Genomic DNA, 13902 nt, shown 5'->3' with positions numbered 1-13902 from the left:
GAATCATGGCTTCATTTATCGTCAATATAGAAATAATGCCCCACAAAGAGCTTTTAGATCCACAGGGCAAAGCAGTTACATCAGGATTAAAAAACATTGGTTTTACTCAAATCAACAATGTGAGAGTAGGTAAATTTATCACCTTTGAAATCAATGCATCCGACAAAGACGAAGCCTATAAATCAGCAGAAAAGGCATGTAAAGAATTATTGGCAAATCCAATAATGGAGAGTTTTCACATTGTGGTAATCCCCGCTTAAGACGGTAAAACCGTATTGGTTTGTTGTGAATCGCTGCTCTCTTCAGTTTCGTCATCACCTTCCGTAGTTCGACTCACACTTAATATAATGCCAAAAGCAAAGCTTGTAAAGATGAGTGAAGTACCTCCCATGCTCACTAAAGGCAAAGTCAACCCTGTTACAGGTAGCAGTGCCACAGCAACTGCCATGTGAATCAGTGATTGAAAAACCAAAGTAAAACTCAATCCGACTGCCAACAATGCACCAAACGCCCGTGGTGATCGTACAACCATCCTTATAGAGCGAATAAATATCAAGAGATAAAGACTGGCAATAATGGCTCCTCCCAGCAGCCCATATTCTTCTAAAATAATTGCATATATAAAATCTGAATAAGGATGAGGCAACGTGTTTTTTTGAATACTGCCGCCAGGTCCTTTGCCTGTAATGCCTCCGTTAGCAACTGCTATTTTTGCCTGAACTGTTTGATAAGCATCCTTCTCATCACCACCTGCGAAGTTTTCCAACCGGGTTTTCCATGTCTTAGCACGCCCTGGCAACATGCTATCGGGCGCATTCAACAAGAAAATAGCTCCGATAGATAAGAGAACCAAAAAAGAAGACACCAATACCAACAAATGTTTTAATCTCACATTACCAATGAATAACAACACTAGACTTGTTGTAAACAACACCAATGAAGTAGAGAGGTTTTCAGGCATGATTAAAAAACAAGTAGCAGCAATAACTCCCACTAACCAGAAAAAGGGTTTCCATTCATCTAATTTTTCCTGATTTTTTGACAAATAACGTGCGATGTACATTACCAAAGCTAAACGAGCCAAATCAGATGTTTGGAAACTTATCCCTAATCCGGGAATTGTCAATGTTCTTTTCGCTTCGTTGATATCATTCCCTGCAAAAATTGTAACAATCAACAGTATAATTGCCAACCAAATTAACCATTGCGCAACACGTGAAAAATACCGAAAGTCAATCCGATGAAAAAAGTACATGAGAACAAATCCAACTACAAGGAAACCCCCATGTTTAAACAAATAGTATTCAGTCTTTCCTCCTTGTTTTGCAAAAGCAAGGGTGCCGGTAGAAGAATAAACAGCCATTAACCCTGTCAAAGACAAGACAATTACAGCAAGCCAAACAAAACGATCTCCTTTAAAATATTGTTGAAATAGATTGCCCATTTATTCTGAGTGAACAAAAGTACTCAGAAAACTCACGGGCACTCGACTGTATTTACACACTAAAATTTGATGAGTGTACAAAATAACTCCACTTGTCTAAACAGAAACAAAACTTGGTTTGCCAAACAATGACAGCAAGGCTACCAAACATAATACCTAAATCCTACATAGAAAGTTGCTCCTAATGATGGTCCCCAAACTAAAGTTGGGTCAAAATATGGACTGTTGGGATCAGATGCAAGACGTATCAAATCTTTTTGAACAATATTCAACAAATTCTCTCCGCCAATATATGCTTCAAATTGCTTGCTGAACTTCTTAGTTATTTGTGCCATTACACTGGTATAAGCAGGGCTATAAGTGGGAGAATTGCTCAGTTCATTAGGGAGATTCGCACCTTGAGGCAGCCTTTTCGGACTTTGCCAATTCACAGTCGCATCATAACTCCATCCTTTGCGTGTTTCATACGCAAAATTCACAAATGCTCGGTGAGGCGAAATCAAAGGATTCAACCTTGTTACACAATCTACAAATCCGCTTCGTGAATCAATGAAACGATATGCCAGCCTTATATCAGTACGTTTGGCAGGTGAAAAATCCAGCTCTATACTTGCAGAATGGGAGAATGATTTCAGACCGAAAGCAGCAATATTATAAAACCTAAGCTCTGAAGCATCGGTCTCTCTGTCAACTTGGAGTTGCTCATCAAACCAAGTATAATAATAATCGGCAACAATAGTTGCAGGTCTATAAAACATCTTGAATGAGCGCGAGTATGAAACACCTGAATTCCAAGACACTTCCTGCTGCAAACCATAATAACCGTTATTGATATTGACAGGCAATATTACACTTCGTCCGGAACTAAATATGCCCTGATAATCTGCAAAAGGATTTGCAGTTCTTTGTCCTCTGCCTGCTCCAAATCTAATTTCGTTCTTTTTATCTATACTCCATTTACCATGTAATCTTGGAGTGAATATAGATCCAAAGAAATTGTGATAATCATAGCGCACGCCACCAACTAAGGTAAGGTTTTTAATACTAGATTCTGTCCACTCAAAAAACACACCCGGCACTAATTCTTTTCTCCCCATTTTGAGATTCCAAATATTATCATTAAACCCCTCTTTGGTTTGATTTCCATAGAAAGATGCACCTACCATGAATTGATGAAAAGAACTTCCGGCAAGTCCTTGATATACCCATTTAAGATTCATGGTTCTTTCATCCGCAGTGTAGGTTCTTGCTCCAAACTTATTTTCAATTGTATGATAATGTGCATTGACTCTGAACCCCATAGAGTTATCGACATGTTGCGAAGCATGTTCATCTTTATGTTGATGCTTTTTCTCAAAAATATGTCCCAACATAGCTTCCATTTCAAAACGTTCATTTTTTGATGAACTTGTCCAGTCAATATTGGATGTTCTTGCAAGGTCATTCACTCCTAACTTCTGAGCATAGTTAATGTATCTTACCCCAATATTTCCTTCCCAGCCTTGTTTCATATACATCCAATTATTACTGAAATTAAGGTTCTTTTGTAAAGGGAAATCTTGAAATCCGTCCTTGTTCATATCTGCTTTGGCATAAGTTCCAGAGCCATGTAACAGCAATGTTGTTGCCCAATTATTTGAAACCTGTTGAGAATAAACAATATTGCCTTCCGGTCTTAGATTCATTGGATTAAAATATCCGTTCACGATGACTCTTTCCTTATGTGTAGGCTTTCTCAATTCAATATTCAGCGAGCCGGTCATACCATCATAGCCATTGGTAACTGAACCAACACCTTTAGCTAATTGCATACTCTTAACAAAGATTCCGGGTATATAGGTTAGTCCGCTTGATGCAATTAATCCACTGGCAAAAGGCATGTTGTCTATTTGCGTTTGAATATAAATCCCCGAAAAACCCATCATTTGGATTTGACGCATTCCTGTAACTGCATCTGAAGTGGTAACATCTACAGCAGAAATTGTTTCAAAACTCTCTGAAAGATTACAACATGCTGCTTTGGTAAATTCCCTGTCCGAAAACCGTGTGATTTGTCTGATATTTCTTTTATCCAATGTTTTAGCAGCTCGTGTCTCACCAATATTAACACTTCCGAGCACTGTCGAAGACTCCAAAACCACATCTACAAAGGTTTGATCTTTTGCTATAACAATCGCAACAGGCTCAAACCCTACCATTGATACAAACAATGTATCATCTTCTTGAATCTTGGGAATTGTGAACATCCCCATTGAATCTGACTTTGTATTTTGAAGTACAAAATTCTTCCAATACACATACGCTCCTTCCAATGGTTCCGATTTGCTTCTCACAACACCCTTAAGTTCTTGCCCATTTACATAGCCAAAAAAGAAGGTGGTCAATAAAAAACAGATTCCTTTTAATGATGACATTTCTTACCTCCTCGATATTGACAACAATCCGGAAGAGCATTATAAGCAGAATCTGATGCTTTAACTAAGTCAGTGTCATGACCAACTGCAGCTATTTTATTGTGAATTTCGTCAAGCGTTATTATATTGACATTAAAAGTAACCGTCAATATATGCGTTTCTTTGTTCCAATGTGCATAACGAATCCCTTTAATATCAAGTGCATCTTCGATTCTTTCTTTGCAATCTCCGCAACATCCGTTCACTTGAAATGACTCGGTTTGCATTTTCTTTTTTTGAGGGTTTGTCATTGCAGAAGTTGAGAACGTCAGTAATAGTACTCCTGCTAGCAACCATATGATATGATTAAATTGTGTTTTCATTTGATTATTAATTAATTAAAAAATTGAAATTCATTTTTGCCAGATTCAGACTGAACAAGAGAAAAATGTAAAATCTTGTACTTCCTTTTGCTTATGAACTAAGCAAGTGAATCAGAAATTAATAATCAAATAATAAAAGTACTAATCAGCACGCAGATATCCCAACCACTTTTGATAATTGGCGGGGCATGTGTATTAATATCACCAAGTAAATTATTGCTGGTAAGCGTGTGTAAAAAGTCAAAAGACAAGATTGAGATTAACCCAATACTTATAGGCTGTAATTTAATAGCAGGTCTATAAGACAAGATTTCTTTTCCATTCTTTTGAATTATCTGAGTATTGCAACAATCTTCGTGAGCTATCTTACAAACCTGATGTGCATCAGTTTTAGAATGTTTGTTAATACAGCAGTCTTCCACTTCAATCTGTTTTTCACAGCATTTATCTTCCTCTTTGGTAGCACAAGGGTCTTTATCTGTGTTAAATAAAGAGATCGCTGAAGCCTCGCCATTACAATAGTGCACAAAAAGAGTAACTCCTTGGGCACTACCAATGGTTAGGAAAATAAGCAAAATTGCAAATAGCTTTCTCAACACGATTACAAAGGTACTACAATTTAAACAAAAAAAGCCCCATTCGTATGAGGCTTCTCTGATTTCTATAAAAAGATGAAATTTACTTAGCAATCATCACTTTATGTGTATATGTATTCCCATTTTCAGTTGACATTGTTATCAAATACATGCCATTTGCCATATAGCTTAAATCCAATGTAAGATTCTTGTTAAGAGTAGAAACTGCATTGTTATATACTGTTGCACCCAGGGTATTTGTAACAACAATATTTAAAATTGGAGAATTGCTGAGGTTTTCAATATATACAACCCCTGTACTTGGATTTGGATATGAAACAACATCCGCATCTGCATTGATTTGCGACAATCCTAAAGAATTTGCATAATACTGCATAGTCTTAGTACAGTTACACCCTTCGGGAGTTGTAACAATCAATTTAATGGCATAATTACCATCTTGTGCATTTTGATGTGTTGGATACTGTTCCGTTGACACAGAACCATCTCCAAAATACCACTTATATTCACCTTCAGTGATGGATGTTGGAGTCAAAGAGAACCATCCCTGTCCCTTATCCCAATTTGAATGAATAGAAAAATCGCACACCGGTATAATACCAACTCGGATATTTTTAGAAATACTGTCAGGACAAGCACCTCCCTCAGAAGTTGCAATCAAAGTAATAGTATAATCAGTAGGAGTATTATTTGTATATGTATGATTTGGCGTAATTTGTTCATTATATTCCATACCATCCCCCATAATCCATTGATAATGGGCATTCCCATACTCAATAGTTGTATTATTTGACAAGCTTATTGGTGTGTTTGCACAATTTACATCTGCGATAGAAAAGTCAACATTGGGTCTGTATCCGGTTATAATTTGTGTAGCAGCATTATTCATGCATCCATTATCATATTTAATATCCACATTCACAGCTTTCGTACCTGAAACACTTCCAAAATCAACCGTTGGTTGAGCATCTGCATAAAGCACACCATCAATTTTCCAAATATAGGAAGCTACGACATTGTTTGGCACATTGATATTACTATTAAAGATAACGGGACCTTTGCTACAAACATCAGTACTTGTAATATTGATTATTGGTGCAGCTTGTACATTGATTGACTTGGATATAGAATCAACACAACCAAATTGACTAGTAACTTTCAAACGCACTGTTTGAGTTCCAAACTCATCAAAAATAATGTCAGGATTCTTATCAAATGACCTCACCCCTTGATTGCCAATATGCCATTCACTACCCCAGTTTGAAAATGGGATTGAAGTAGTATTTACAATGTTTAAACTTTGACCTGCACAAATATTGATTGGCAATTCAAAATCAGCGATTGGCGCAGGATATGAATAGGCGGATTTGGTGATTGCACTTTCACATCCATCCGGTGTCATTACTGTTAATGTAATATCATACAAACCGGGTTGTTGATATGCATACATCATGTTTTGACCACTTGCAGTATCTCCATTACCAAAGTTCCAACTGTAACTTACGGGAACATCTGCTGTTCCGCTTAATTGGAAAGGGATACTACCACATGAGTTAGTAAAAGTAAAGTCAGGTGTTGGGCTATGCAACAATGTTATAACCTTGGAAAATGTATCTGCAAAGCCATTATTAGAAGTACCAATGAGTACAACTGTATATTGTCCTGAGTTTAGGAATTGATGTGAGGGATAAAATTGATCCGATGTTGTTCCATCTCCAAAATCCCAACTATAATCAACCTCGCCATGTACTATGTAAGAATTATTAAAGAATTGTATTTCATCTGAGCTACATGCAATCTCCGACTCAAAAGAGACTTGAGGACTTGAATACACAATTGCATATCTCATTGTGGTAGTATCACATTGATTTCCCACCAAATCCTTGACAACATACTCTAATTTTACTACTTTATCCACTTCATTATCATGATTATTTATTTTGATAATCACATACGCATCTTGGCTTCCTTGAGGCGGTTGATATATCAGATTTGAAGCAGGGAAAACTTCTCCATCTATGGTTGCTTTAAACGAAGATGTCCATGTAATTCCATAGGATGTATTTAAAAGACCCGTAGGAGGTGTAATAGTATAACGATAACTTTGTCCGGTTGTAATTATATCAGGTTCATATTCATACCCTAATTTTGGAGTTCCCCTAAAGGTAGAGACTTCCGGAATAAAATTGGCACCAGAGCTTCCTCTTGTAACTGTGAGCAGGAAAGTCAAAGTATCATCAAGCTGACTGCTATCTAGGTATGAGTTCGACACAAACACCTTGAGTATTGATTGCTTTGGAGCATTTGTCAAATCAACTAAATCAGAAAAAGCAAAGTCCTCTGTTACATTAGGTTCAATTTCAGGGATTGATTTGTAAAATATCTTCCCATTATTCAATTGAAACCCTAGGCGGGGATTTGGAAATTTAAAGCTCTTGTTTGAAGATGCAGACAATTTAACTTTGAGCGGCACTTTTTCTCCTTCACAAATAAAATAATTACCTCCATTAAAATCACCGGACAGCGTGAACTCCATACTACCTGGGAAAGTCCATATTTCAATCTCCCTGAAGTTTGGGTTTGAATTCTGCCCTGTTCCTGTTTTTAGTTTATAAATTCTCATTTTCTTTGTAATCAAAGGAGAAGGAAATTTGACTCCATTCTCGCAATTTGACTGACTCAGATTAGAGAAAGTGTAGAAATCATACCATGCTGAACCGTCCCAGCCTTGTATAGTGCCTCCTGTTAAGAACCTGCCCGTAGTCTGTGCATGCCAGATATATAGACTATCTAACGACATCTCTTCACTCCACTCCCACATCATCCAATCGTTTAATGGGTCTGGAGGACCTGATGTCCAAACAAAAGCTGTTTGCCCTCCACATGAAGGACCTTTTAGCATGTCGTTGATTTGATTCCACTGCCAAGGATTGCTACAAGTTGCTACTGCCTTGTTTTGCACTTCTTCTTGTGCACTCACTGTCAAACTAACGTTCAATAACAACATGAACAATCCTATTTTCAATGGGTGCAAAGTGAAAATCTGCTTTTTTGAGTAATGTCTTTTCATAATATCAATTTTTTATTCTACACATAGTAAAAACATTTATCTATTAAATCCAAATTATCATGCGCACATCGTAAAGTATGAACAGATAAACCTTTGAGCATAAAAAAGGGAGCAATGAACTGCTCCCTTTTTTCTATATAAAGTAAAAAAATGCTTTTTTACTTACTGATTACGAACCTTGAGATAATATTTCCATTCTCAGTTTCAGCTTTGATAAAGTAGATGCCATTTGCAAAATTTGATACATCAATTGACAGGTCTCCATTGATATGATTACCCTCTAATATTACTTGTTGTACTCGTTTGCCGGTATAATCCACAATATACATTGCATTAATTCCAACCGTGACTTTATACTCTATATAAAGTTTGGTAGAGGCGGGATTAGGATATGATTTAATGAGAGCATCAAAGCCCAGCTGGTTCACACCGGAATTAACAACCGTCTTATTTTGAGTCAATACACATTCGCAATCATCCGCATTTACTGCATGTAATTCAACCATATAATTACCATCTGAAGTATATTGGTGAACCGGTGTTACCTCTGTAGATGTTTGTCCATCACCAAAATTCCAAGTATATGTAACATAATCATTACGAACAGGTACAAACTTGTAAGTTCTATGACCTGGCAGGTAATCATCATTTATAGTAAAATTACAAATTGCTTGTTCTCCAATATAAATCTGCTTAGTCATGGTATCGGGGCAATTTCCATTCACTTTGGTAATCATACTAACATTAAATTGTTGTCCGGTTGTATTAGAATAGGTGTGATTTGCATTTTTGGTAATAGAAGTATCTCCATCACCAAAGTTCCACTTATACGCAAGTGTACCGGGCACAATGGCAGTATTATTGTTGAAAGTAACCATAGCACCAGCACAGCCTTTTGCTGCTGAAGTAAAGTCTGCTTTAGCTGTTTGTCCAACCATCTTGCTTTTTGAAACAGAACTGATACACCCTTTATCTGTAGTTACTGTCAACATAAATGTTTTCATTCCGGCAGTTGTAAAAACTTTGGATGCATCTTGATCAGTAGATTGTCCTTCAAAATTCAAATCCCATTCATAGGTTGCACTTGCACCATTAGGAACGACTGAGTTGTTAATCAACTTAATAGGCTTTTCGGTACATTCTCCTTGTATAGTAAAGTCAGCTGTTGCTGCTTCATAGATAGTGATGTTTTTGTTAAATGAGTCTTTACATCCAAAAGAAGTATAAACCAACAGTTGAATATTGTATGTTCCTCCATTTGCAAATTGGAATTGCGGGCTTTTGGTAGTTGAAGTACCGGCATTACCAAATTTCCAATTTGAAAAATAGCTACCTGAGTCTAATACGGTTTTATTGTCAAAATTAATAAAGGTTCCTTGGCACAAAGTACCTGATGTTTCTTCAAAATCTGCTTTTGGATGATAATAAATATTAACAGGTTGGGTCAAAGAATCCGTACAACCATTATCACCATACACAATTAACCTCAAAGGATACACGCCACCTTTAGTATATTGAATTGTCGGCTCTTTAGTGCTGTTTGTTCTACCATCACCATATTTCCATAAATAGGTAAATGAACCCGCACTATAAGAAGAAGTATTTTTAGTAGCAATGTTCTGTCCTGCACAAACATTGTTGTCAGTTGTAAACTGTACAGTCGGAGATTCTTTAATATTGATGGTAATTGTAGTATCTACCTTGAGGTTGTATTTGGTTGTAATTGTTAACTTCACATTAAAACTACCATTCGTTTTATAAACCACAAAGGGACTGGTCAAAATTGAGCTTTCTCCATTGCCAAAGTCCCAATTAAAATTCATATTACCTGATGAAATAGTGGAAGAATTATTAAATTGAGTCTGGTTGTTTTGACAAGCCAAATTTACCGAAAAATCAATGACGGGTCTGGGTGTTACTAAAATCTGTCTGTTTATTATTGTATCACAATAAGGATAAACATCAATATTTTGAATCACAGCTCTCAAGTTAAGCAATGAATCTGACCAACTTTCTGCAGGCGTATAAATCAATCTGAGATTATTACCGGGAGAAGGCGGATTGTTGATTGTTGTATAATGAGAGACAGGAACAGGAGTACCATTCACAGTTTCAAAATCCATTGAAGTTACAATCCATTTTGTGCCAAAATCACTATTTGTATATCCATAAGGTGGTGCTAACTCATAAATCACAGGCTTACGAGTCATAATGGTATCCTTGTGAAGACCGGCTTTGCCGTCAAACGGAGCTACAGATTGTATTTTAGTATTAGGCAAATCAACAGGTTTTCTATAAATTCTTTTACTGTAACTACCATCACATTCAATTCTGTAATATACATTAGTGTGATATCCATAAGCTGCTAATGTTTGAACAATAGAACCAGGACTACCGGCAGACTGTTGTACGTAATGACTTGCGTATGTTTTAATATGAGAGTTATTATACATGATTGGCGTTCCTCCTCCCACAGACAAACCTACACCACCAGAGGTTCCGACCGCTGAATCACCTCCGTCAAATATATGAAAACCTATTGTTTCTCCCTTTCTGATTTTAACTCCACCTACATAAATCTTATTTCTCCGTGAAGTATAAATAGAGTCTTTACCTTTATAAGCAGCTGTCCAAGCTCCAAAATTATTGATTTGAGGAACGTACGAACCCTTGGTAATGTATATTTCATAGTTCCACATACAATCTTTCCTGACGATTACTTCTAACGAATCAACAATAATATCTGTTTTAGCAGTTATATCAAGGAAACTACCGGAGATGGTGGGTGGGGCAAATGCTACACTCCCTGGCATGGGAGAGGCACTATTGCTTGGGTAAGAGAAATCTTGTTTAAATCCAATTTCAACAAATAGTGTAGAGTCCTTATCCAACAAACCGAGATTAATTTTTGACCCAATAAAAACAGGTATAGTATCCGCAATATTTTTGTACCATTTTGCAGTCTGTTCTATTGAGATTGGTAATGAGTCAATCATAACAAAGTGTCCGCAAATGGAGGTGTCTAAATCAGTATAATACAAAGGCAATGGAATATTTTTAAAATCAATTACTTTGATTGTGTCTGAATCGAATTTTACATTATCTCCGGCCAAAGCAGAATAAATGGTAAATGTAAAAGTTGAATCATAATTTACTTTAATGGTATCCGGCATGACAATTACAGTATCAGCACACAAAGACAAAGAAGATGTCAGGGTGTAGGAATAATTTTGAGTGTAATTACCATCATAAATACTTGCATAGAGTGGAATATTGGATACCGGAGAGGTACCTGCATTCTTTAATCTAATATTGAGTTGTGCGAATAGGTCAGCACAATCGGTCATTACAGGTCTTGTCATTGATACCAATTGCACATTTGTTGCCACAGCAGGTTGAGGTGAGTAAACAACAATATTATCAATTGCAAACCAACCACCGCTTTGACAATAATAACGTATTCTAATCTTGGTATAACAATCATTTCTTCCTATTGATGAAATATTAAAAGTATCTCGCTTCCCTGATGTTGCAGTATCAATATAGGTATGAGCATTTTGCCAAAGCTCTCCATCATAAACATCAATAAATATTGAGGTTCTGTTAGTCAATGAAGGCTCAGTTGCAAAATCAAAACTAATATAGAGAGAATCATAACCAATAGTAGAAAACACCGGAGATTCAAGCCCGATATCCTCTAACGCTCCGTTATTAGAATAATTATCACTATCATACACAGCAAACTTACCGGTGATGCCTCCACTGGGACTTCGGGAACCAGGGTTGTCAAAGTGCCAGTAATCAGTGATTGCACTTGAAGTATAATACTGAACATTCTTCCATCCAGATGGAGGAAAGGTGTCACTGGCGGTTGAAAAATTCTCTGATAACAAAGTTACTTGTTGAGCGTGGATGCCCACAACACTTATGAGAGAAATCAAAATGAGTGTAATTAATCTTTTCATAATATTATTTTTAGTTGTACATGGAAACGACTGCTAAATTACAAAAAATAAATATAGAGACAAAGTAAATGATGTTTTTTTCAATTTTACATAACGAGCAACTTGCTTATCAAGGCGATAAAACTAAAAGAAAAGAACTTTACCTATGATATCCAAATCCTGTTTCCAATGATAATTCCGAGCATAAAACACATTTGATTGCTCCAAAAATTCATGAGAAACGGATTTTTTATCCAACAGACTGTCTTTAAGTTGAAAAACACAGGATTTCAGCTGAGGCAGCGTTGCTAAGTTTCCTTCTAAATTATAACCAACCCATGTCTTTTCACCTTTGAATACAGACCATAACTGTTTCCATTTTTCTTGTCCAATTCTTTTTGTAAAAGGCAAAATAGGTATCAACATTATTGCAACTACAACATCAAAAATGCGTTTATTTCGAAGCACATTCTGATTACCAAGAGCAAACTGAATCTCTTCTGTATAATAGCTCCCTGACTTGTTCTTATGTGTACTTCCAATGATAAAATGAGTATGCTCAGGCAAAATTTTAAAGTCAATTTTTCTTGAATATTTTTTAGAAAGTAATGCAATGATATGTTTGTTTGAAATATGAGCATTACTCATAATCACTTCCTCTACTTTATAAAAGTCGATATAGCTATCTAACTTATCTAATCCTCCTTCTTTTGAAGGTGAATATACTCCTAACACATTTCTGCCCAAAGAATAAGACTGAAGAATATTCGTAACTTGAACAACTTGATCAGGTTCTCCCACAATCAAAATACCGCTCATCTTATTGTTTCCTAATGAAAACGAACGATTGACAACAAAATTCAGAACGGAGCGATAGACAGTCAATATGCTCAACCCAATAAATGCCCCTAAGAGCAAAATAGCACGCGAATACCTAAGCGTCTCCGGCAAAAAGGCGTAACAAATTACCAATAAAGATGTACCTATAAAAATACCCTTCCAAAGACTATTACCCGAAAAATATTTTTTATAAGCTCCTCCCAGCAACAATCCTAAAATTAAGATAAAAACATAGCAAGTAAGGTGATAAATAAAATACTCCTGCGGATATGCACCACCGGCTACCCATTTGTTATATTCTTCCCAATATCTGGTAATACTTAAATAGGATAAATATAAAAGAACAAACTCAGCAAAGAGCGGCAATCCTTTGACAACAACTCGCTTTAGTAGCGCAGCAAAAGCCCGCAAATAGACCGCAACATAGATTAATTGCCCAAAGAGTTTACCTGATTTGACTCCGAAATGTTTTTCTGCAAAAATGATCATTGCTTGATAAAACACTTTGACATAGTTAAGGCTGTTTTTCTTTGTACTTTCTCCCTTATAGTGAATAATGGTAGTTTCAGGGAAATAATAATTCTTATAGCCTGCCAATGTTATCCTATAACTTAAGTCAATATCTTCTCCATACATAAAGAAAGTTTCATCCAACAAGCCAGACTTATCCAAAGCTTCTTTTCTGAGAAACATAAATGCACCGGAGAGTACATCTACTTGATTAACCTGAAACTCATCCAAATACTTGAGATGGTAGGAACCAAATTTTTCTGACTTTGGAAATAAAGACGCCAGTCCGAAAATTTTATAGAAAGAAGCTGTTGGAGTAGGTAATCCTCTTTTACTTTCGGGTAAAAATACCCCGCCACCATCCACCATTCTGACACCTAAAGCCCCACAATCGGCAGTGTTTTCCATAAAGTGAAAACATTGGCTGAGTGTATCTTCTGCAAGCACGGTATCCGGATTGAGCAATAACACATATTTCCCCTGACTAATCTTAATGCCTTGATTATTTGCTCTTGAAAAACCGACATTGTCAGTATTTTCAATGAGTTTAACCTGTGGGTATTTATTTCGAATTGTAAGACAACTATCGTCATATGATGCATTATCCACCACGATAATTTCTACTTGTAAATCATTGCATGCGCGCTGTACAGAAAGAATTGTCTGTTCAAGGAATCTGCGCACATTATAACTCACTATGATTACACTCAGGTCAAGCATCA

General features: G+C 36.4%; 8 protein-coding genes. 1 reads left to right on the top strand and 7 read right to left on the bottom strand.

Annotated elements, in window-relative coordinates:
* Positions 1-5: 5 nt before the first annotated feature.
* The gene (gene purS / locus M0R38_06315; GenBank protein MCK9481357.1) at positions 6-260 is read left to right on the top strand and encodes a phosphoribosylformylglycinamidine synthase subunit PurS; all 255 of its coding nucleotides are present in this window, start codon (positions 6-8) and stop codon (positions 258-260) included.
* Here the strand turns inward: purS and M0R38_06310 are convergent.
* The 7 genes from M0R38_06310 to M0R38_06280 all read right to left on the bottom strand — a co-directional run bounded on the left by M0R38_06310 (position 257) and on the right by M0R38_06280 (position 13900).
* Positions 257-1444 (bottom strand): FtsW/RodA/SpoVE family cell cycle protein, encoded by a 1188-nt coding sequence (locus tag M0R38_06310; protein ID MCK9481356.1) that lies wholly within the window; start codon positions 1442-1444, stop codon positions 257-259. The genes purS and M0R38_06310 overlap by 4 nt on opposite strands.
* A gap of 140 nt (positions 1445-1584) precedes the next feature.
* On the bottom strand, positions 1585-3858 hold the full coding sequence (locus M0R38_06305; GenBank protein MCK9481355.1) for a TonB-dependent receptor: 2274 nt from the start codon (positions 3856-3858) through the stop codon (positions 1585-1587).
* A complete protein-coding gene (locus M0R38_06300) occupies positions 3846-4220 on the bottom strand; it encodes a cation transporter (protein ID MCK9481354.1) in 375 nt (124 codons plus the stop codon). The genes M0R38_06305 and M0R38_06300 overlap by 13 nt, the downstream gene beginning before the upstream one ends.
* A 125-nt stretch (positions 4221-4345) precedes the next feature.
* On the bottom strand, positions 4346-4816 hold the full coding sequence (locus M0R38_06295) for a hypothetical protein (GenBank protein MCK9481353.1): 471 nt from the start codon (positions 4814-4816) through the stop codon (positions 4346-4348).
* 82 nt (positions 4817-4898) lie between these two features.
* Positions 4899-7886, bottom strand: a complete 2988-nt coding sequence (locus M0R38_06290; GenBank protein MCK9481352.1) for a PKD domain-containing protein — start codon at positions 7884-7886, stop codon at positions 4899-4901.
* A 158-nt stretch (positions 7887-8044) separates the two neighbouring features.
* Positions 8045-11851 (bottom strand): PKD domain-containing protein, encoded by a 3807-nt coding sequence (locus tag M0R38_06285; GenBank protein MCK9481351.1) that lies wholly within the window; start codon positions 11849-11851, stop codon positions 8045-8047.
* 123 nt (positions 11852-11974) lie between these two features.
* A complete protein-coding gene (locus M0R38_06280; GenBank protein MCK9481350.1) occupies positions 11975-13900 on the bottom strand; it encodes a glycosyltransferase family 2 protein in 1926 nt (641 codons plus the stop codon).
* Positions 13901-13902: the final 2 nt, after the last annotated feature.

Source organism: Bacteroidia bacterium (genome assembly GCA_023228875.1).
Classification (GTDB): Bacteria; Bacteroidota; Bacteroidia; order NS11-12g; family UBA955; genus JALOAG01.
Note: the sequence above shows the minus strand (reverse complement) of the source record. Positions and strands in the feature narration are given on the sequence as shown.

Excerpts from the sequence above, each read along its gene's own strand:
- purS (MCK9481357.1), top strand. The coding sequence starts at position 6 with ATGGCTTCATTTATCGTCAATATAGAAATAATGCCCCACAAAGAGCTT.
- M0R38_06310 (MCK9481356.1), bottom strand. The coding sequence starts at position 1,444 with ATGGGCAATCTATTTCAACAATATTTTAAAGGAGATCGTTTTGTTTGG.
- M0R38_06305 (MCK9481355.1), bottom strand. The coding sequence starts at position 3,858 with ATGTCATCATTAAAAGGAATCTGTTTTTTATTGACCACCTTCTTTTTT.
- M0R38_06300 (MCK9481354.1), bottom strand. The coding sequence starts at position 4,220 with ATGAAAACACAATTTAATCATATCATATGGTTGCTAGCAGGAGTACTA.
- M0R38_06290 (MCK9481352.1), bottom strand. The coding sequence starts at position 7,886 with ATGAAAAGACATTACTCAAAAAAGCAGATTTTCACTTTGCACCCATTG.
- M0R38_06285 (MCK9481351.1), bottom strand. The coding sequence starts at position 11,851 with ATGAAAAGATTAATTACACTCATTTTGATTTCTCTCATAAGTGTTGTG.
- M0R38_06280 (MCK9481350.1), bottom strand. The coding sequence starts at position 13,900 with ATGCTTGACCTGAGTGTAATCATAGTGAGTTATAATGTGCGCAGATTC.